The organism is Mesorhizobium sp. LNJC394B00, assembly GCF_000502555.1.
Classification (GTDB): Bacteria; Pseudomonadota; Alphaproteobacteria; order Rhizobiales; family Rhizobiaceae; genus Mesorhizobium.
In genome coordinates this window covers 848,560-869,066 of sequence record NZ_AYWH01000002.1, presented here as the reverse complement: position 1 = coordinate 869,066, position 20,507 = coordinate 848,560, and the positions used below count along the sequence as shown (strand labels likewise).

Genomic DNA, 20,507 nt, shown 5'->3' with positions numbered 1-20,507 from the left:
AACTCCCCGTATGCAAATTTTCGGCTGGCCTGGCCGATGTCGTGGCCCAGTCCGACCCAACAGACAATTATCGCAATGGTTGCGCCAAGTCACAGTATTTTTCGTGGCAGCGGCATCGCGTTCGCACTCTGGTCGAGGCGGCATGCGCGCTGTAGCATCCGGTTCGAACGGGGGTGTCGGGACTTGCGGACGATCGGTCGATTTCTGCTGCTGGCGGTGGTGCTATGCCTCGGCCCGTTGCCGGCGCGCGCCGTGACGCTCGATTCCAGCGTCGCCGTGACCGATCCCGAGACATTGCAGGCGCTTGAGCGTGGCGGCCTCTCGATCAGCCGCCTGCTCGGCCCGGCGCTGGGTCTCACGCGCGAGGTCGACAATCGCGGCCTGTTTTCGGTGCGCGCGCTGACCCCTGTCCGCAACGCCGTCAAGCAGCAGATCGCCGACGAGCCTGCCAATAGCCCCGATCCCTATGTCGCTGCGCTGGCGAAGTCGAAGGACCCCAGCCAGAAATTCAACCCGAAATACATCGACGATGACGGCTCGACGCTCGACCTGACCGGCGTCGTCAACCGCATGGACCGCGGCTATCTCGGCCACACCGAATGCGGCGAGATCAGGCTGATCTACCGCTTCCACTATTCGGTGGCGGAGAAGCCCACGAAGGGAAAGACAGCGCAACGCATCTCGTCGCGGCTGCCGCTGACCATGAGTCTGGTCTTCAACGCCAGGCCCGGCGAGGCTCGCCCCCGCGCTTCGAGAGACCGTCCAAGCGCCACCGCCGTTTCCTGTGCCGAAATCGCCAAGCGCTGGCTCGCCGCCGGCCAGAAGAACCTTGCGCCCGAGCAACTGGCAGCCTGGCTGCGCTCCGACGAAGGGCCGCTCTCCAACGCCATGCTGAATTCGTCGCAGATCATGCGGCTTGAGCTGAACATGCAGGTTCTCCGGCTGTCGGCCTCGAGCCGCCGCGACTTCGGTGGCCACGCCGAATATCTCCTCAAGATTTTCAAATGGGACCCAACGACGTCCACCTTCCAGGAATCGAAGATGGAGAACCAGATCGACCGGAAAGTGGTTCTGGCCGACCGGCCGGCCTTCGCCAAATGGCTGCTCACCGACCGCAACATCTACGATCTCGACCGCGGCCGGCTGGTCATCGACGACAAATTCCTGGCGACCAGCGCCGTCTCGGTCGCACCCGGCGGCATGGCCAGATCGCAAAACAACATCGCCTATGGGCTGCTCGACGATGCCGACATCGACAAGGCACTGCAGGACTATGTCGCCAAGGGCAACGAGCTGCGCAGCGTGAAATCGGTGGCCGGCTTCAATCTGCGTCTCAACGAAATGACCTGCACCGGCTGCCACCAGACGCACGGCATTGCCGGCTTCCATTACACCGGCGCCGATCCGGCCAGCGAGCCGCGCCGCAACGCCGTCTTCGTCCCCGGCTCGGCGGTGTTCTTCGCCGACCTGCCTCGCCGCCGCGCCATCGTCGAGGACTTCGCCGCCGGCGGCCATCCGGATTTCTCACGCGGCTTCGCCGCCCGTCCGGACGCCAAACTCGCCGAAGCGCTGAAAGGCACTGATCTCTACAATGGCTGGGGCTCGATCTGCTACAGCGGCAAGGATGCCAGCTTCAAGGACTGGAGCTGCGGCGAAAGCCTGCGCTGCGCCGGCGTCCATGAAAGCGACATCCATCCGGGCTTCGGCACCTGCGTCAGCGAGGCGGCCACCGCAGTCGGCGACCCCGTCGAGTTCGGCGAGATTAAGATGTCGAGCTGGGGCAGCGACAAATATTGCCGCCTGTCGCCGGCCACCGCAAAAGCCTGCGCCATCGATCCGGCGCGCGACAAGAAACCGGTAATCAAGCTCGCCGGCTATGGCGCGGCGCGCCAACGCTACGACAACCCCGAGCAGAAGACCGGTGGCTTTCCCGGGGGCATGCTGCGCAAGGCAAGCTGCGACAAGCTTCCCGACGAGGCGACTTGCGGCCGCCTCGCCAAGACCGGTTTCAACGACTGCATCGCGTCGGGCAAGGACCACAAATTCTGCACCAAGGAATTCACCAAGACCGCCGGCCTGCGCGCCTGCGACAAGGCGCATCCCTGCCGCGAGGACTATATCTGCACCGCCGGCTACGACGATCTGGCCGCAGCCAAGCCTGGCAAGGGCTCCTGCATTCCGCCCTATTTCATATTCCAGTTCCGCGTCGACGGCCATCCGCGCAGTTGGGTGCAGGACACCGAGGAATGAGCGGCAGGTTGCCGCTTGCGAACAGAACTCAGATCTTCTGCTTGGTGCCGGCGCTTTTGCCGTCCGAGCTTTTGGAGCGTTCCTCGAAACGCGCGGCGCCCTTTTTCAGCGCATGGCCGGTTTCGACCTCGGTCTTGCGTTCGTCCTTTGCCGCTGCCTGCCTCAAACCCTCGGCCGCCTGCTTGCCCTTCGCGGTCGGTGCCTGTTCGACGCCCATGTTTTCCTCCTTGGCGCGCGACAATCACGCGCAACGTCAGGAGCAACGAGCCTGACGTGCGGAGGTTCCAGTGGTGCGGCCCCGGCACCCCTCAGCGCGGCGCGATCATCGCCTTGCGAAAGGCTTCCAGCGTCTCGGCGCTGACATGATGCTCGATGCCCTCGGCATCGATGCGCGCCGTCTCGGCGCTGACACCGAGCGAACGCAAAAACGCTTCTACCGTCTGGTGGCGGATGCGGCTCTCTTCCGCCACCTTGCGCCCGGCGTCGGTCAGGAACACACCGCGATAGGGTTTTCTGGAAACGAGCCCGTCGGCGCACAGCCTGGTCAGCATCTTGGCCACCGTCGGCTGGGCGACACCGAGCCGCGCAGCAATATCGACCTGACGCGCCTCATTGCCGTCCTCGATCAGGTCGGCGATCAGCTCGACATAATCCTCGACCAGCGCGCCGCGGCGCGCTTCGCGCTGCTGCCGGAACCCTTTCGAATGAATCTCGGCGTCAGGCAGCGGCTCCTCGCGTCCAACCGGTCTGTGCTTCAGCGCCAACACGCGCTCCTTCCTATCTTTTGACAAGAATCGGCTTTGGGCAAAGCAATCGCCCTTTGCCATTCATAGCACGGGCTTAACTGTTCCAGCCGTTTATTTCCATTCCATGGTAGGCGCAACCGGCGTTTGCGATCCCCGGCCGGCCTGCCGGTCGGCGCAACAGGAAGCACATACAATGAAATATAGCCTATTGCATAATGTTGAGCCCTGGCATAGATAGGATGACGTCAACCGATCCACCCAGTGGAAAGCCCTCCATGTCCGAAGCTGACGCTACCTTGGGATCATCCTGGCGATTTGACAGGCCGGAGGACAATCCTCCCAGCCTGCGCGAGGTGAACTCCACGATCGCGGTGCCGCAGTCCGGCGTCTGGTTCCGTCGCCTGTTCGCCTTCATGGGACCGGGCTACATGGTCTCGGTCGGCTATATGGATCCGGGCAACTGGGCCACCGACCTCGCCGGCGGCGCCCAGTTCGGCTACACGCTATTGTTCATCATCATGCTGTCCAACCTGATGGCGATCCTGCTGCAGGCGCTTGCCGCCCGGCTTGGCATCGCCACCGGCCGCGACCTCGCCCAGGCCTGCCGCGCCTATTATCCGCGTCCCGTCAGTTTCGTGCTGTGGATCGCCTGCGAACTCGCCATCATCGCCTGCGACCTCGCCGAGGTGATCGGCACGGCGATCGCGCTGCAGCTTCTGTTCGGCATTCCGCTGATCGGCGGCGCGTTGCTGACGGCGCTCGACGCCTTCATCGTGCTGCTCTTGATGAACAAGGGTTTCCGCTATCTCGAAGCCTTCGTCATCGCGCTTTTGATCATCATCTTCGGCTGTTTCGCCATCCAGATCTTTGCCGCTGCCCCTCCGGTCGGCTCGATCCTGCATTCGATGTTCGTGCCGTCGACGGAGATCGTCACCAATCCGGCGATGCTCTACATCGCCATCGGCATCATCGGCGCCACGGTGATGCCGCACAATCTCTACCTGCACTCCTCGATCGTACAGACACGCGCCTATGAACGGACCGAAAAAGGCAAGCGCGACGCCATTAAATGGGCGACGACGGACTCGACCATCGCGCTCGTCTTGGCGCTGTTCGTCAACGCCTCGATCCTGATCGTCTCGGCGGTGGCCTTCCATGGCACCGGCCATCAGGATGTCGCCGAGATCGGCCAAGCCTTCGAGCTCTTGTCGCCACTGCTCGGCCTCGGCATCGCCTCCATCCTGTTTGCGGTGGCGCTGCTGGCCTCCGGCCTCAACTCGACGGTTACGGCAACGCTTGCCGGCCAGATCGTCATGGAAGGCTTTTTGCGCCTGCGCATTCCGCAATGGGCGCGCCGGCTGCTGACGCGCGGCATCGCCATCGTCCCGGTGGTGGTCGTCACCGCGCTCTATGGCGAAAAGGGCACCGGCCAGTTGCTGGTCTTCAGCCAGGTGGTACTGTCGATGCAGCTGCCCTTCGCAGTCATCCCGCTGGTGCAGTTCGTCTCCGACAAGAAGAAGATGGGCAACCTTGCCATTCCCCGCGGCGTGGCGGTCCTCGCCTGGGTCGTCGCGGCGGTCATCCTGGTGCTCAACTTCAAGCTGCTCTACGACACCGTCTTCGGCGTCGGCTGAGTTTCATTCCCGACCGCGACAAACCGGCCGCTTGCGCTATCTTGATCGCCATCATGACAAGTGTCGAAGACGCCAGGAAATTTTACGCGCAACTGATGGCGGCCAATGCCGGCTCGGCCGACCCGCGCCTCGAAGAGGCGTTTGCCACCGTGCCGCGCGAGGCCTTTCTCGGTCCCGGACCCTGGGCGGTCGTCGCCGGCAGGGCGCTCACCACCGGCAACGGCAAGATCATGACGCCGAGCGCCGATCCTGTTCACATCTATCAGGACGTGCTGGTGGCGCTCGATGCCGACAAGGGCATCAACAATGGCGAACCCTCCCTGCACGCCATGTGGATAGGCAGGATCGCTCCCAGGCCGGACGAGGCCGTCACCCATATCGGCGCCGGCACCGGCTACTACACCGCCTTGCTGGCCCGGCTGGTTGCGCCCGGCCCGGTGACCGCCTTCGAAATGGAGGCCGATCTTGCTGCCAGAGCAACAAAGAAGCTCGAAACCTACGGCAATGTAAGCGTCGTCCACGGCGATGCCGTCACCGGCGATCTGCCGCCGTCCGACATCATCTATGTCAATGCCGGTGTCGTCGCACCGCCGGCTGCCTGGCTGAGGGCGCTGAAAGCGGGCGGCCGCATGATCTTTCCCTGGCGCCCGTCCCAGGGCGTCGGCCTGGCCGTAATGGTGACCCGCACCAAACAAGGTTTTGCCTGCGACCCCTTCATGCGCTCGTGGTTCATCCCCTGCGTCGGCGCCTCGGTCGCCGGTTCGGCGGCCAAAATCCCCGACCTCCAGAAGGCCGCGCGCAGCCGTTCGATCTGGCTGACATCAGACAGGGCGCCGGACCGGACCGCCACCGCCATCATCGGCGATGTCTGGTTTTCGTCGCAGGCGCTTGGCGGCGGGCGACGGCGGTAGGTACTCTTGTCGGCCGCAGCGTTTTTTTGCCAACGCCTGTCGGGCGGCCGCCGGCCTGTCCGTCCTTAGATCGAAATCCGGCCCTGACGGCGCGGATCCTGGAAAAGGAAAATCCAATGCGAAAGATCATCGCTTCCACCTTCGTCAGCCTCGACGGCGTCATGCAGGCGCCAGGCGGCCCGGAAGAAGACCCGGTTGGCGGCTTCGAATTCGGCGGCTGGACGTTCCACTACTTCGACGAGGTGGCGGGGGTGGCCATGGAGGAATTGTTCTCCAAACCCTTCGCCCTGCTGCTCGGCCGCAGAACCTACGACATCTTCGCCGCTTACTGGCCGTATCAGAAAGATGCCATCGGAGATGCCTTCAACCCTGCGACTAAATATGTGGCGACGCATCGGCCGGATTCGCTCACCTGGGAAAATACGCAATGGCTTGGAGAAGATATCGTCGCGGCGTTGCGCCGCCTCAAGAAGGAAGATGGGCCTGACCTGCTCATCCAGGGTTCGAGCGAGCTGATCCAGACTTTGCTCGCCAACGGGCTGATCGACGAGATCCGGTTGATGATCTTCCCGCTGCTGCTGGGCAAGGGCAAGCGGCTGTTCGATGGTGTTGCGATGCCCGCCGCTTTCAAGCTGGTCAAGTCGCAGGCCACTACCACAGGCGTTATCATGGCGACCTACGAACGCGGGGGTGAGGTCAAGGTCGGGTCGTTCGCTACGCAGAAGCCGTCAGAGGCCGAGCTCGAGCGGCGTAAGAACTGGAAGTAACAGGGACAGGCTTGGCACCTTTCCTCTCCCCCGATCGACGGGGGAGAGGAAAGGCAAGTTCTGTTAAGCCGCCACAGCCCGCCGTTCCAGCCCATCCCTGATATACCGCGCGAACTCCTGCGCGGCAGGCGCCGCGCCAAACCTCGGCAAATGCAGATTGATGGAAAAATTCGGCAGCGGCGGCAGCCCGGCATCGAAAGGCAGGATGTCGAGGTCGGCGGGCACGGTGGAGGCCAGCCAGGCGGTGACGGCAAGGTCGGAGCGCACTGTCGCGGTCGTCGCGTCGATGTTGCCGTTCTCGAACACGGTGCGCCATTCCAGCCCGTGCTCGTTCAGCGCCGACAGCACCACCGGGCGGAAGGCGCAGGTATCGGCGACGATCGACACCGGCAGCGGCCGCTTGGCGCGGGCGACGCCGCCCTTGGCCCCGACCCAGACCAGCCGGTCAATGGCCAGGCACTCACCGGCCGACGGGCCGACCGGTTCCTCGATGACGGCAAGGTCGATGGTGCCGGCCGCGAGGGCCGCGGCAAGGTCCGGCGAAGCCGCACAGAGCAGTGAAATCTCGACCTGCGGATAGGTCTCGGCATAGGCCTTCAGCACCGGCGCCAGCAAAGTGCCGACAAGGTCATAGGGAACACCGAGCCGCACCTGGCCGGCGACCTCGGTGCCCGCCATCTCGGCCCAGATCTCGTCATTGAGGCCAAGCAACCGTTTGCCCTTGCCGAACAGCCGCTCGCCGGGCCGCGTCAGCCGCAAGCCACGCCGGTCGCGCTCGAACAGGCTGCAGCCGAGCGCTTCTTCCAGCCTTTTGATCTGCTGGCTGACGGCGCCTTGCGTCAGATGCAGCGCGTTCGCCGCCGCCGTCATGCTGGCCTTGTCGGCGACAGTGACGAAGGTGCGGATCAGCGCTGTGTCGAGGTTACGGATCATGGTTGGCATTATATCTGCTAATGCCAACCATCGCAAACATTGCATTTACTGAAGTATGCAGAAGTCTACCGTGGGGCCTTCGATGGAGGACGCCTCATGTTGCAGCCCATGTTTCCGCTCATCCTGTTTGCCTTCGTGGCCACCGTCACGCCGGGCATCGCCACCACCCTGTCGACCGCTTCAGGTGCGCAGTTCGGCTTTCGCCGTTCCGTTCCCCTATTGATCGGCAGCGCTGCCGGCCTCGCCACCGTGACCGCTGCTGCCGCCGCCGGGCTCGCCGGTCTGCTGCTGGCTATGCCTTCGCTGCAACTGGCGATGAAAATCATCGGCTCGCTCTATCTCATCTGGCTGGCAATCAAGATCGGCCGCGCCGGGCCGCCTGATCTCGATGTGGCGATGGCAAAACCCAACAGCTTCTTCGGCGGCGCCGGCATTCAATGGATGAACCCGAAGGGCTGGGCGATGGGACTGGGTGCGGCGGCCTCGTTCGCAGCCCTTGCCGACGGTCCGGGACAACTCGCGCTGCTGCTCGGCTCGACCTTCGGCTTCACCGCAGCCATCTCGCTGTCGATCTGGTGCGTGGCGGGCATGGTGCTGGCACGGCTGCTCAAGACCGAATGGCAATGGCGCGCGCTCAACATCGTGCTGGCGCTGGTGCTGGCTGCGTCGATCATTCCGATGTGGCGGGGAGCGTAAACGCAGAGGTCGGCGCCAGTACCCCCACCCGGACCTGCGGTCCGACCTCCCCACAAAGGGGAGGTAGGGGAGCGCGCACTTTACCCTCCCCCTTGTGGGGAGGGTCGCGAACGAAGTGAGTGGGGTGGGGGTCCTGGTTCGCGAAGCGAACCAGCTCTCTCCTCAGACCGCGTAGCGGGCAGCAGGCTTGTCGGCGTGCAGGCTGCCGTAGAAGACTTGCCTTGCGCCGAGGAAGGCGTCGAGCTTGGTCGCATCGGCAAGTGCCGGCACGGTGACGGCTTCGCCCCTGGATAGGCCCACAAGCGCGGCATCGACCATATCGTCGGCGGACATGATGATCTCCTTCGGCAGATTGTCGATATCGCCACCGGCGAGCTCCCAGAAATCGGTGCGGGTCGCGCCCGGCAGCACCGCCTGGACCTTCACATTGGTGCCGGCGACTTCGCGGTGCAGGGCCTCGGTGAAGTTGACGACATAGGCCTTGGTGCCGCTGTAGATGCCGCCGAACGAGGTATCATAGGCGAGCACAGAGGCGATGTTGACGATGGCGCCGCGGTTGCGCGCAAGAAGCCCCGGCAGAACGGCGCGGGTCAGGCGGGTCAAGGCGATGACGTTGACCTTGATCATGCGCTCGGCCTCGTCGGCGTCGGCCGTTGCCACCACGGCCTGGCCACCAATGCCGGCATTGTTGACCAGCAGCGTGACGCTGTCGTCGGCTGCGATCGCCTGCTCGACGCGGCGCACATCATTGTCGTCGGCAAGATCGGCTGATATCACGCTGACCTTGCGCTTGTAAGCATATCGCAGCTTTTCAGCCAGTTCCTCCAGCCGGTCGGCGCGCCGCGCTACCAGCACCAGATCGTAGCCTTGCCCGGCCAGCCGGTCGGCATAGACCGCGCCGATGCCGGCCGATGCGCCGGTGACGACTGCGGTACCCTTGTTGTCCTGTCCACTCATTGTCCTGTTCCTTTTTTCTGCCCGGCGAGACAGGTCGATGAACCCTTGTCCCGCCCTGATCTCCAATTAGTGGCATATACCACTTTCCGGGAAGTAGGCATATACCACCATCTTGTCAACGGAGGCGGCAGAAACTATTTCTGCGACAGGCCGGCAGCGGTTTTGCCGGCAAGGAGTCGTGATGAGCAAGACCGTGCTGCCGGGATTCAGCCTTTGCAACAACGCCACGCTGCGGCGCGCCGCGCGCAAGCTCGGCCGCTTCTATGACGATGTAATCTCGCCTTCGGGTCTGAAGGGCACGCAGTACGGCCTGCTCTACCAGATCGATGTCAGCAACGAGCCGGCGATGGGCACGATAGCCGAAGCGATGGTCATGGATCTCTCGGCGCTCGGCCACACGCTGAAGCCGCTGATCCGCGACGGCTATGTCGACACCTTCGCTGACAAGGACGATCGCCGCGTCAAGCGGGTGCGGCTGACGCCGCAAGGCCAGACCAAGCTCGAGGAGACGACGCAATTGTGGAGCACTGCTCAGCAGCGCTTCGAGGCGCTGGTCGGCCCGCAACGAGCGGCAGATCTGCGCGCTATGCTGGATGAAGTCGCGGCGCTGGACTACGACGTGCCGGCGGCCGCCCCTTCAAGCTGAAAGAACGGCCGCCGGTCCTTTGCAAAGATCTATTCCGCCGGCATGGCGACCGGCCGGGCCGCCCAGCGGCCGGCCAGCACCACGCCAAGCCCGATCAGCGGGAAGATGGCGGCGACTAGGCCGAGGTCGGCCGGCACGCCGTAGCGAAGCACGGCGCCGCCGGCCACAGCGCCCAGCGCCACGCCGAGATAGAGGGCCGAAGCGTTGAGCGACAGCACGATCGGGGCGGCGTCGGGCGCCAGCTTGATGATGCGGCTGGCCTGCGCCGGCGGAAATGCCCAGCCGACCATGCCCCACGGCACCATCATGGCCATCAATGCCGGCCCGGCGAGATGCTGCGGCAGGAAGGTCGGGATGACCGAGAGCATCACCAGCATGACGGCGCTCAGCGCCAGCGACCAGCCGACGGTGCGCGTCGCACCAAAACGGTCGGCCGCCTGGCCGCCGGCTATGTTGCCGATGACGGCGCCGACACCGAAGGCGAGCAGCATGCCGGGCAGCGCAATCGGGCTGAGGCCGCCGCTCTGGATGGCCAGCGGCGCGATATAGGAAAACACCGAGAAGGCGCCGATCAGGGCAAGAGCGGTGGTCAGCAGGATCGGCATGACGCCGGGGCGCAGCGCCGCAGCCAGCCGCCGCCTGAGCGGCAGCTTGGTGCCGACAATTCCGCGCGGCAGCCGGTACCACAGGATGGCGCCGACCAGCGCGCCGAGCCCGGCAATGGCAAAGAAGGTCCCGCGCCAGCCGGCTATCGTGGCAACCAGCGCGCCGAGCGGTGCACCCAGCGCAACCGCCACCGTGGTTCCGCCGACGACGACTGCAATGGCCCGCGCCCGGTGGTGGTCATCGACCAGCGCCACCGCCGTGCCTTGAGCGGTCGCGGCAAACAGGCCTGACGACAGCGCCATGATGATGCGGGCAATGAGCAGCAGCTCGAAGGACGAGCTCAGCGCCGCCACCACATTGCCGATGACGAAGAACGCCAGCGTCCACAAGATGACGCGGCGCCGGTCCCATTCGCCGGTCAGCGTTGCCAGGATCGGCGTGCCGATGGCGTAAGCCAGCGCGAAGGCGGTGATCAGCGTGCCGGCGAGCGGAATGGAAATGCGGGCGTCGGTGGCGATATCAGGCAGCAGGCTGGAGATGACGAAGCCTTCGGTCGAGATCGTGAACGATCCGAGCGCAAGCCAGAAGAGGCGCTTGTCCATAGGGCGTGTCCTTAGTTCAAAACTTATTGAACAATTGGACATAACAGGACATGATGTCAATGAAGCCAGGTGAAAATAGCTGAAGCCTGCTGACAGCCCTGTGTCAGGACAGCCATTGGGCCAATCGCGAAACGGACTGTGCATGCCCGCGAAAGATCGACGCGTTGAAATCGCCACCGACTGTGCTTAGTTTCGGGCCATGACTTTGCCGCACCCCAATACAGACCAGATCAGCCTGCCGGTCGTGCTCGGCGTGCTTGGCGACCCGACCCGGCTCGCCATCGTGCGCTATCTCGCCAGCAAGGAAGGCGTGCCGCTGAACTGCAGCCGGTTCCTCGACCTCGGCTCCAAGACCAATCTCAGCTATCACCTGGCCAAACTGCGCGAGGCCGGCGTCACCCGCGCCGAAGTGGCCGGCACCAACCGGATGATCACGCTGCGCCGCGCCGACCTCGACGCCCGCTTCCCCGGCCTGCTCGACAGCGTGATTGCGGCGGCCGGAGATGATCCGGCTCTGCCCATCGTCGGTGGCCACGACATCGAAATGCCGGGCTAACCGGTTCAGAGGTCAAGGTCCTAGCGCTGCCAAAAACCGATATGCGGGGCGAGGAGCTCTTCGTCCATCTCGGGGAAGGGTCCGTGGACCTCGACCGGCTTCTGCCCGGAGCCGAGGACTGTGCGCGACGAGAGGTTCATCGTCGGATTCTCGGCGTGGTTGCCAGTCAGCGCGAGAAGCTTGGTCTCCTCGAAGCCGTAGACCAGCCGGCCGATATTCGCCCAGTACAGCGTTCCCGTGCACATCGCACAGGGCTCGCCGGTTGTGACCAGCGTGCAGGACCAGAGGAAATCCGGCGGATAGGTGTCGGCGGCACGCCGGGAGAGCTCGGTTTCGGCGTGGCGCACGGTGTTGATGTTGCCTTGCCGCATCAGGATGCGATCGTCGGGGCCGACGAGCACGCAGCCGAAAGGATGGTGCCCGTGCGCGGCAGTCTCGCGCGCGACGTCATTGGCGGCGCGAAGGTGGGCAACCATCTGGTCGCGGGTCATCGCCTGTCCTCCCCCGGATGAACTCTGGAGCGGCGTGGACGCTAGCAGATGGAGTGCTTCCGCGATAGGCGGGGCTCCCGGCTGTCTCGAACGATCTCAAGGGCTTGATAATGAAGGCAGGGGCTTGATAACGAAGACGGGCCGCAAGCCTCAACGGGCTGCACCAAGGAGCCCGCCGCATGCGCATTGCCGTTCTCGCCGACATCCATGGCAATGTGCTGGCGCTGGATGCCGTGCTCGCCGATCTGGCGCGGCGCGGCGGCGCCGATCTCACCGTCAACCTTGGCGACTGTGTCTCCGGCCCGCTCTGGCCGCGCGAGACGTTCGAGCGGCTCGAAGCGCTCGACCTGCCGACGGTGCGCGGCAACCATGACCGCCGGGTCGCGGTCGATCCGGCCGACGATGTGATGTGGGCTTCAGACCGCTATGCGCAGGAACGGCTGACATCAGCGCAGCGCGAAGCCCTGCTCGCCCTGCCCTTCACGCTGGAGATTGTTCCCGGCGTGGTCGCTTTCCATGCGCGGCCCGACCATGACGAGAAATACCTGCTCGACGCGATCGTCGATGGCCAACTGGTGCGCGCGCCGCTTGCCGCTATTCAGCGGCGGTTGCAGGCGCTGGACCCGGCCTGCCGCATCGTGCTGTGCGGCCACAGCCACCGCGCGGAACTGGTCCGTCTTCCCCGGCGGCCCCTTGCTCTTCAATCCCGGCAGCGTCGGCGCCCCCGCCTATGAAGATGACACGCCCCCGGCGCATGTTTCGGAGCAAGGCAGCCCGCATGCGCGCTACGGCATCCTCACCTTGGATGGCGATGGTCCAGACCGTTTCGAGACCATCGCCGTCGACTACGACCACGAAGCGGCGGCGAGACAGGCCGCACAGGCGGGCCGACCGGAATGGGCGCATGCGCTGAGGACCGGCTTCATGCCGAAACCCTCTTGGCAAGGCTCCGCTTGACCGCATGGCTGCGCCCTGCTTCCGCCTCGCGGCACCAAACATCGGACGCATTTTCAGACTTACATGGCCGCGTATCGTCCCTTATAAAACCGCCTTGGCATACGGCAGGACTGCTGCCGCAAGGGTAATCGGCGCACGGCCAAATGATGAGGCGCACAATCCGAACCATTTTGCATCGACTGACTGGCGCTCCGCTCCTGCGGGCAGCCCGGTTGTTGGCGGGTCCGTTGGTGGTGGGCCCGTTGTTGGTGAGCTTGCCGGCCAATGCCGAGGACGCGCCTGCTGACATCGTTTCCATAGTGACCGAGCTCGGCCCAGGCGATCTCCTCAACATCCGCGCCACGCCGTCGCCGGTCGGCAGAACCCAGGCGCGTCTGCCGATCGGCTCGAGCGTCAGGAATTTCGGCTGCAACGAAGTGGACGGCCACCGCTGGTGCAAGGTCGAGGAGATCGACAATCCACTGGTCAAAGGCTGGGCGCCCGCGCGATATCTTATCCCCGACAATCCGACCGTGGTCGAAGTTGACGCCGCGCCGCCCCAGGTGACCGCCAGCGCTGAAGCCGGCGGCCCGGCGGTCGCGCCCGACATGCCGACGCAGCAGGCCGACGTGGCCGCAACACCCCCAGCAACTGCACCTGCCGCCTCTGCCGCTCCGCCTGTACCCACTCGGGGTGCACCCACCCCGGCTGCACCCGCGCCGGCCCCACTCGACCTGACGGAGCGCCTTGGCGGCACGGATCCAGGCGCACCGAAATCCGCCGCCGAGATCGGCAGGACCGCCATGCAGGATGCTTACGGCCTTGCCTTCGCAGCCAATGAAAGCCCGCCGATGGACGAAATCCCCGCCACAGAGGCTCCGGCAACGGAGGCCACAGGGACGCCGGAACTCGCCGCCGCCGCGTCTGCGGGAGCAGCGCCGGATACGGCGTCCGCGCCGGGGGTACCATCCCCGACGCCACGGCCAGACCAGGCCAAAGCTGCGACCGCTACGCAAACCGTTGCACGGCTGGAACCCCCGCCCGCCCTCGGCGCTACCACGGATATCCCCTGCGCCCGTTATGTCGGCCAGCCGATGACCCGCTGCGCCGTCAACATCGTCCACAAGGGCGCTGACAAGGCCGACATCATCGTGACCTGGCCCGATGGCGGCACGCGCGTCATCTCCTTCTCTGCCGGCATGCCGGCCAACTCGGATTCGCCCAGCGAGTTCCGCTTCACAAGGGAAGGCAGCCTCAACATGATCCGGATCGGCGCTGCCGAGCGGTTTGAGATTACGGATCAGCTCGCGCTGGGGGATTAGGTGTTAAGCAGTAGGGATAGGCAATAGACGGCTTAACCTCGCTCCTGCCTAATCCCTGCTGCCTGAGCCCTACTGCCTGATCCCTACTGCATAGCCTCATTTTCGGGGTTACATCTCCCAAAACTCTTCCCTATAAGGCCCTCCTAGCCTGATACCAGAATCGCAAGCACAACCGGCCGGGTCTTCCCGTCCCGGTTTTTCGTGCAAGCCGCTCGCCGAACGGAACTCACAACGATGCCAAGACGCACCGACATCAAGTCGATCCTGATCATCGGGGCCGGCCCCATCGTCATCGGCCAGGCCTGTGAGTTCGATTATTCCGGCACACAGGCCTGCAAGGCGCTGAAGGAAGAGGGCTTTCGCGTCATCCTGGTCAATTCCAACCCGGCCACCATAATGACCGACCCGGAACTGGCCGACGCCACCTATATCGAGCCGATCACGCCTGAAGTCGTCGCCAAGATCATCGCCAAGGAGCGGCCCGACGCGCTGCTGCCGACCATGGGCGGCCAGACCGCGCTCAATACCGCTCTGTCGCTGCGCCGCATGGGCGTGCTCGAGCGCTACAATGTCGAGATGATCGGCGCCGACGCCACGGCGATCGACAAGGCTGAGGACCGGGCGCTGTTTCGCGAGGCGATGAAGAAGATCGGCCTGGAAACGCCGAAGTCGATGCTGGCCAATGCCACCGACGTCAAGAACGCCGACCGCAAGACCCATGAGGCCGAGCGCGCCGCCGTCAAGGCCGAGGCGCCTGCCGACCTCGATGCCGCGCTCGACGCGCTGGAAACCCGCTGGAACCTCGGCGAAGGCGACCGCAAGCAGCGCTACATCAGCCATGGCATGGCGATTGCCGCCCAGGCGCTCGACCATGTCGGCCTGCCCGCCATCATCCGCCCGTCCTTCACCATGGGCGGCACCGGCGGCGGCATCGCCTACAACCGCGCCGAATTTTACGACATCGTCCAGTCCGGGCTCGACGCCTCGCCGACCACCGAAGTGCTGATCGAGGAAAGCGTGCTCGGCTGGAAGGAGTATGAGATGGAGGTCGTCCGCGACAAGGCGGACAATTGCATCATCGTCTGCTCGATCGAGAACATCGACCCGATGGGCGTGCATACGGGTGACAGCATCACCGTCGCCCCCGCGCTGACCTTGACCGACAAGGAATACCAGATGATGCGCAACGCCTCGCTCGCGGTGCTGCGCGAGATCGGCGTCGAGACCGGCGGCTCCAACGTGCAGTTCGCCGTCAACCCGGCCGACGGCCGGTTGGTGGTGATCGAGATGAACCCGCGCGTCTCGCGCAGTTCCGCTTTGGCTTCGAAGGCGACCGGCTTCCCGATCGCCAAGATCGCGGCCAAGCTCGCCGTCGGCTACACGCTGGACGAGCTGGAGAACGACATCACCGGCGGCGCCACGCCCGCCTCCTTCGAGCCAAGCATCGATTACGTCGTCACAAAAATCCCGCGCTTTGCCTTCGAGAAATTCCCCGGCGCGGAGCCGGTGCTGACCACCGCCATGAAGTCGGTCGGTGAAGTCATGGCCATCGGCCGCACGTTCCAGGAGTCCTTGCAAAAGGCGCTGCGTGGGCTGGAAACCGGCCTGACTGGTCTCGACGAAATCGAGATCCCCGGCCTCGGCCACGGCGCCGTAGCTGCCAACCACGCCGACGACCGCAACGCCATTCGCGCCGCACTCGGCACGCCGACACCCGACCGGCTGCGCATGGTGGCGCAGGCGATCCGCATGGGCACCTCGCTGGAAGACGTGCACGCAATGTGCAAGATCGACCCGTGGTTCCTCGAACAGATCGCCGGCATCGTATCCATGGAAGCCCGCATCCGCGAGCACGGCATCCCGCAGGACGCCGTCAATCTGCGCATGCTGAAGGCGATGGGCTTCTCCGATGCCCGCCTCGCCTCGCTGACGAAGACCGACGCCGAAGTGATTGCGAAGATTCGTGAAAAGCTCGACGTTCATCCGGTTTATAAGCGCATCGACACGTGCGCCGCCGAGTTCGCCTCGCCCACCGCCTACATGTACTCGACCTATGAAGTGCCCTTCGCCGGCGCGCTGGCCAATGAAGCGCAAGTGTCGTCGCGAAAAAAAGTCGTCATCCTCGGCGGCGGTCCCAATCGCATCGGCCAGGGCATCGAGTTCGACTATTGCTGCTGCCATGCCGCCTTCGCTCTGCGCGACGCCGGCTATGAAGCGATCATGATCAACTGCAATCCCGAGACAGTGTCGACCGACTACGACACGTCGGACCGGCTCTACTTCGAGCCGTTGACGGCCGAGGACGTGCTGGAGATCCTGCGCGCCGAACAGGCCTCGGGCGAACTGGTCGGCGTCATCGTCCAGTTCGGCGGCCAGACGCCGCTGAAGCTGGCCGACGCGCTGGAGAAGGCCGGCATCCCGATCCTCGGCACGTCGCCCGACATGATCGATCTCGCCGAAGACCGCGACCGCTTCCAGAAGCTGCTTCACAAGCTCAACCTCAGCCAGCCGAAGAACGGCATCGCCTATTCTGTCGAGCAGGCCCGCCTTGTAGCCGGCGAACTCGGCTTCCCGCTGGTGGTGCGCCCCTCCTATGTGCTCGGCGGCCGCGCCATGCAGATCATCCATGACGAGGGCATGCTGCAGAGCTACCTGCTCGACACCGTGCCCGGCCTGGTGCCGGAGGACATCAAGCAGAAATACCCCAACGACAAGACCGGCCAGATCAACACGCTGCTGGGCAAGAACCCGCTTCTGTTCGACACCTATCTCTCGGGCGCCATCGAGGTCGATGTCGACTGCCTGTGCGACGGCACGTCGACCTTCGTCTCAGGCATTCTGGAGCACATCGAGGAGGCCGGCATCCATTCGGGCGACAGTGCCTGCTCGCTCCCCGTTCACTCGCTGCCTTCCGAACTGGTCGACGAGCTGGAGCGCCAGACGGCGGCGCTTGCCCGCGCGCTCAACGTCGGCGGCCTGATGAACGTGCAGTATGCGATCAAGGACGGCACGGTCTATGTGCTGGAGGTCAACCCCCGGGCGTCACGCACCGTGCCCTTCGTTGCCAAGACCATCGGCCGTCCGATCGCCAAGATCGCCGCCCGCATCATGGCCGGCGAAAAACTGGAAGACGCCTTCGCCCATTACGGCGCCATGCCCGACCCGCGCAACCCCGGCCACATCGCGGTCAAGGAAGCCGTCTTCCCCTTCGCCCGCTTCCCCGGCGTCGACATATTGCTCGGCCCGGAAATGCGCTCGACCGGCGAGGTCATGGGCCTCGACCGCGACTTTGCGCTCGCCTTCGCCAAGAGCCAGTTAGGGGCCGGCGTCGACCTGCCACGCTCCGGCACGCTGTTCGTCTCCGTGCGCGACGAGGATAAGAAAGGCATATTGCCGGCGGTCAAGCGCCTCGCCGGCCAGGGGTTCAAGGTGCTCGCCACATCCGGCACCGCCCGCTTCCTCGCCGAGAACGGCGTCGACGCGCAGAAGATCAACAAGGTGCTCGAGGGCCGCCCCCACATCGAAGACGCCATCCGCAACCGCCAGGTCCAGATCGTCTTCAACACGACGGACGGCCAGAAGGCGGTGTCGGACTCGAAGTCGCTCCGCCGCGCCACGCTGATGCAGAAGGTGCCGTATTACACGACGCTGTCGGGGGCGGCGGCGGTGGCCGAGGCGATTGCGGCGCTGAAGGCAGGGAGCCTGGAGGTCAGGCCGCTGCAGGAGTATTTTGCCTAGTGAATTTTGTTCGCAGATTGCAGCCGTCAAAATGATAAGCTATCCTATCCTAGCCAGTACTTGTACGGGCAAGGAGGGCCGCTGGACATCGGTTTTGGACACCGAGCCAGCGGCTCCCGTGGTCTCAGCTGGGCTGAGCTAGTCTCCCATTTGGACTGGGAAACTATTCGGTCGACGCCATCGCGCGAATCACATTCGCAATCTTACTGGCTTCCGCTGCTGTCAAATCATAAGGCAATCCCTGTATCTGAACGACGAGATCGGGCCTTATTGGTATAGGCAAGACGGATACAGATGCTGGGGGAGGGCCCGAAACACTCGCCACCGGTCGGAACACAGGCGGGTCGGGCGGACCTACCTCGCCCTGACCGATGGTTTTCGGTCTCTCCGCTGCCTTGCGCCCGTTAAATTGGACCGAAGGTCGGAACGTCATTGGATTGTTCTGATAGCTCTTAAAGTCTACGATCGCCGCCTTCAAACGACCTTTGTAAACATTCAAACTCTCAGGCTTATATTTAGAGCCTTGGAGATTAGCGAATCGGACAAAAAGCTGATCGATATCAACCACAGTGACGTCGTCAGCCTCATTTTCATCCAAAATACTTAGAACATTATTAGCTGCAGCCTTGCGGGCATTAGCTGTTGCCTTGTTCATCAACCCCTTTTTTGCAAGGTAGTCGAGGAAATCAAGTAGTGATTTGCGAGACTTTTTTCCGTCCATCGGGCCATCCTCTGGATAAGCAATAACACGATTCGGACGAGATGCAACACAATTCTTGTCTGGTTAGACATTGTCTTTGTCTTAGACAAGAAAGCCACTGACGACGCTGTGGGAGCCCATGTTGGCGCGTGGATGCGCACCACCGAGGTGCGGCGTGCCGGAGACGAACACAAGCGCGTCCCTTGGTCACCAGCGAAAGGGCACGCCCAGCGCGCACGGCGGCCGACAGCGCTGGTATATCGACGATTATTTGGTGATTATGATTTCCCTTGGTTGAGGTTGGCGCAGCCCCCCTCACCCAGCCTCCGCTTCGCTCGGCTGACCTCTCCCCGAGGAGAGAGGAGGCTTGAAGCGCCGCACCAACCTCTTCGCCCCAACGGGGAGAAGGTGGACGCGTAGCGGCCGGATGAGGGGGCCAGCACCGACTCCGCGATTCTTAATACCCTGTCACCTAGCGGATGCTCGCGGATGCATCGTTCATCCCCTCCGGCTACGGCGTCCCCCCTGTGCAGTAAGCGCCATCCGAACCGGGCCCATCATGTCGATGTCAGAGCAGGTGATGACATCGTCAGGATTGCGCGAGCCACGGTAACACCCTGTCTTCGACGAGCGGTTGATCAAGTGGTGGCCGTTGCTGCGGGCAAGGCGGCGCAGTCGCCTAGCTTGGGCAGCGTCTCGCCGCCGCCTTCGACCAACTCTACAGGTAAGCTTACGCCACTGCCACACACTCGATCTCGATGTCGAACTCCATCGGCCATGACGCCACCGGCACGAAACTCCGCGCCGGCGGGTTGACGCTGAAATACCTGGCATAGACCCGGTTGATGGCGTTGTAGAAGCCGGAATTGACGGCGTAGATGCGCACCATCACCACATTGTCCAGCGAGGTGCCGGCGGCCTCCAGGCAGTGTTTCAGCGCCTTCAGCGACGCCTCGGTCTGCACCTCGATGTCGCCGCGCACCATCTCGCCGGTAACCATGTCCACCGGCGGCGTCGCCGATATGAACACGAAGCCGTTGGCCCTTACCGCCGTCGAGCAAGGCAGCCCGAGCGCCCGCACTTTGGCCGACATCACGGGCACTTCGATGACTTCTTTTTTCACGGTGATGCTCCCTTTGTTTGCCAAGCTGGCGCCAAGGCCCCCTCACCCAGCCTCCGCTTCGCTCGGCTGACCTCTCCCCGAGGGGAGAGGAGCCGGTCAGCGCCAGCGCTTCCCTCTTCTCCCCAGTGGGGAGAAGGTGGCCGCGAAGCGGTCGGATGAGGGGGCCTGCGCCACCTTTGATTGTGAGGAGCTTATCCCCCCGCCCAGCGAACGCCAGCGCCGAACCATAGTCCAGCCTTCACCCCTGCCCCGGATAGGGCATGCCGTCCTTGTGCAGGAACCTGCCATCCGAACTCGGGCTCATCATGTCGATGTCGGAGCAAGTGATGAGATCATCCGGATTGCGCGAGCCGACTTCGAGATAGCGCGCCGTTGTGGACGAGCGGTTGATCATGTGGTGGCCGTTGCCGCTGTTCTTGGCAAAGGTCGCGCAGTCGCCGGCCTTGAGCAGCGTCTCGCCGCCATCCTCGACCAGCACCAGTTCGCCTTCCAGCACATAGACGAGCTCGTCCTCATGGCTGTGCCAGTGGCGCTGGCTGGACCAGCCGCCTGATGGCAATGTCATCAGGTTGACGCCGAAATCGGTGAGGCCGCCGGCATCGCCGAGGCGGTGGCGTGTGCGCTCGGCGCAAGGGGCGTCGAAGGGCGCGGGGTAGCCGGAGCCCTTGCGGACAGGCACGGTGGACAGGTCGATCTTGGGCATGGGAGCTCCATTGAATTGGTGGCGGCAGTGTATGTCACTGCCGGCGCAGCCACAGAGCCACTTTGCCGCAATGCCTTGCCAACGGCAGGCATCGGCCGTCGCACTCTACGGCGCCCCCTCTGTCCTGCCGGAGATCTCCCCCACAAGAAGGGAGATTGGCTGTCGCCTCAGCCTTCGCCAATTTTCACCG

At 64.1% G+C, this 20,507-nt stretch carries 18 protein-coding genes and 1 pseudogene; 10 read left to right on the top strand and 9 right to left on the bottom strand.

All coding sequences use genetic code 11. The features are described 5' to 3' along the window. The first annotated feature begins 183 nt into the window (after window positions 1-183). Window positions 184-2,250, top strand: a complete 2,067-nt coding sequence (locus X751_RS155055; protein ID WP_031203825.1) for a hypothetical protein — start codon at window positions 184-186, stop codon at window positions 2,248-2,250. 28 nt (window positions 2,251-2,278) lie between these two features. On the opposite strand, the gene X751_RS155060 is transcribed toward X751_RS155055, so the two are convergent. Together X751_RS155060 and mntR are read right to left on the bottom strand one after the other, a co-directional pair. Continuing rightward, entirely contained in the window at window positions 2,279-2,467 is a 189-nt protein-coding gene (locus X751_RS155060) for a hypothetical protein (RefSeq protein ID WP_023672434.1), read from the bottom strand. A 91-nt stretch (window positions 2,468-2,558) separates the two neighbouring features. After that, window positions 2,559-3,014 (bottom strand): manganese-binding transcriptional regulator MntR, encoded by a 456-nt coding sequence (gene mntR, locus X751_RS155065; protein ID WP_023672433.1) that lies wholly within the window; start codon window positions 3,012-3,014, stop codon window positions 2,559-2,561. Window positions 3,015-3,271: 257 nt separating this feature from the next. On the opposite strand from mntR, the gene X751_RS155070 reads away from it, so the two are divergent. The 3 genes from X751_RS155070 (at window position 3,272) to X751_RS155080 (ending at window position 6,308) form a co-directional block, all read left to right on the top strand. Continuing rightward, a complete protein-coding gene (locus tag X751_RS155070) occupies window positions 3,272-4,630 on the top strand; it encodes an Nramp family divalent metal transporter (protein ID WP_023672432.1) in 1,359 nt (452 codons plus the stop codon). A 53-nt stretch (window positions 4,631-4,683) separates the two neighbouring features. After that, complete coding sequence (locus X751_RS155075) at window positions 4,684-5,541, top strand: protein-L-isoaspartate O-methyltransferase (protein WP_023744342.1); 858 nt, start codon at window positions 4,684-4,686, stop codon at window positions 5,539-5,541. A gap of 116 nt (window positions 5,542-5,657) precedes the next feature. After that, complete coding sequence (locus X751_RS155080; RefSeq protein WP_023744341.1) at window positions 5,658-6,308, top strand: dihydrofolate reductase family protein; 651 nt, start codon at window positions 5,658-5,660, stop codon at window positions 6,306-6,308. A gap of 63 nt (window positions 6,309-6,371) precedes the next feature. On the opposite strand, the gene X751_RS155085 is transcribed toward X751_RS155080, so the two are convergent. Beyond that, a complete protein-coding gene (locus tag X751_RS155085; protein ID WP_023744340.1) occupies window positions 6,372-7,241 on the bottom strand; it encodes a LysR substrate-binding domain-containing protein in 870 nt (289 codons plus the stop codon). Window positions 7,242-7,337: 96 nt separating this feature from the next. Between X751_RS155085 and X751_RS155090 the strand changes: the two genes are divergently transcribed. Further along, on the top strand, window positions 7,338-7,937 hold the full coding sequence (locus X751_RS155090; RefSeq protein WP_023744339.1) for a LysE family translocator: 600 nt from the start codon (window positions 7,338-7,340) through the stop codon (window positions 7,935-7,937). A gap of 162 nt (window positions 7,938-8,099) precedes the next feature. Here the strand turns inward: X751_RS155090 and X751_RS155095 are convergent, their stop codons facing one another. After that, window positions 8,100-8,894, bottom strand: a complete 795-nt coding sequence (locus X751_RS155095) for an SDR family oxidoreductase (protein ID WP_023689743.1) — start codon at window positions 8,892-8,894, stop codon at window positions 8,100-8,102. Between the two features lie 181 nt (window positions 8,895-9,075). On the opposite strand from X751_RS155095, the gene X751_RS155100 reads away from it, so the two are divergent. Continuing rightward, window positions 9,076-9,540 carry a MarR family winged helix-turn-helix transcriptional regulator gene (locus tag X751_RS155100; RefSeq protein WP_023744338.1) on the top strand — a complete coding sequence of 155 codons (465 nt, stop codon included), beginning with the start codon at window positions 9,076-9,078 and terminating at the stop codon, window positions 9,538-9,540. Window positions 9,541-9,569: 29 nt separating this feature from the next. Here the strand turns inward: X751_RS155100 and X751_RS155105 are convergent, their stop codons facing one another. Then, window positions 9,570-10,748: an MFS transporter gene (locus tag X751_RS155105; protein WP_023744337.1), complete on the bottom strand. Its 1,179-nt coding sequence runs from the start codon at window positions 10,746-10,748 to the stop codon at window positions 9,570-9,572. Window positions 10,749-10,947: 199 nt separating this feature from the next. On the opposite strand from X751_RS155105, the gene X751_RS155110 reads away from it, so the two are divergent. Further along, complete coding sequence (locus X751_RS155110) at window positions 10,948-11,304, top strand: helix-turn-helix transcriptional regulator (protein ID WP_023689740.1); 357 nt, start codon at window positions 10,948-10,950, stop codon at window positions 11,302-11,304. A 20-nt stretch (window positions 11,305-11,324) separates the two neighbouring features. On the opposite strand, the gene X751_RS155115 is transcribed toward X751_RS155110, so the two are convergent. Next, window positions 11,325-11,795 (bottom strand): nucleoside deaminase, encoded by a 471-nt coding sequence (locus X751_RS155115; protein WP_023672423.1) that lies wholly within the window; start codon window positions 11,793-11,795, stop codon window positions 11,325-11,327. A 179-nt stretch (window positions 11,796-11,974) separates the two neighbouring features. On the opposite strand from X751_RS155115, the pseudogene X751_RS01000000163625 reads away from it, so the two are divergent. The 3 genes and pseudogenes from X751_RS01000000163625 (at window position 11,975) to carB (ending at window position 17,791) form a co-directional block, all read left to right on the top strand. Further along, a pseudogene (locus X751_RS01000000163625) lies at window positions 11,975-12,752 on the top strand (metallophosphoesterase family protein). 248 nt (window positions 12,753-13,000) lie between these two features. Then, complete coding sequence (locus X751_RS155120; protein WP_348524483.1) at window positions 13,001-14,053, top strand: SH3 domain-containing protein; 1,053 nt, start codon at window positions 13,001-13,003, stop codon at window positions 14,051-14,053. A 234-nt stretch (window positions 14,054-14,287) separates the two neighbouring features. Continuing rightward, on the top strand, window positions 14,288-17,791 hold the full coding sequence (carB, locus tag X751_RS155125; protein WP_023744335.1) for a carbamoyl-phosphate synthase large subunit: 3,504 nt from the start codon (window positions 14,288-14,290) through the stop codon (window positions 17,789-17,791). Window positions 17,792-17,954: 163 nt separating this feature from the next. Here the strand turns inward: carB and X751_RS155130 are convergent, their stop codons facing one another. The 3 genes from X751_RS155130 to X751_RS155140 form a co-directional block, all read right to left on the bottom strand. Beyond that, window positions 17,955-18,512, bottom strand: coding sequence for a hypothetical protein (locus X751_RS155130; RefSeq protein ID WP_023744334.1), 558 nt, complete (start codon window positions 18,510-18,512; stop codon window positions 17,955-17,957). A gap of 709 nt (window positions 18,513-19,221) precedes the next feature. Then, complete coding sequence (locus tag X751_RS155135; protein WP_023744333.1) at window positions 19,222-19,614, bottom strand: RidA family protein; 393 nt, start codon at window positions 19,612-19,614, stop codon at window positions 19,222-19,224. Between the two features lie 238 nt (window positions 19,615-19,852). After that, on the bottom strand, window positions 19,853-20,317 hold the full coding sequence (locus X751_RS155140; RefSeq protein WP_023672418.1) for a cupin domain-containing protein: 465 nt from the start codon (window positions 20,315-20,317) through the stop codon (window positions 19,853-19,855). Window positions 20,318-20,507 lie beyond the last annotated feature (190 nt).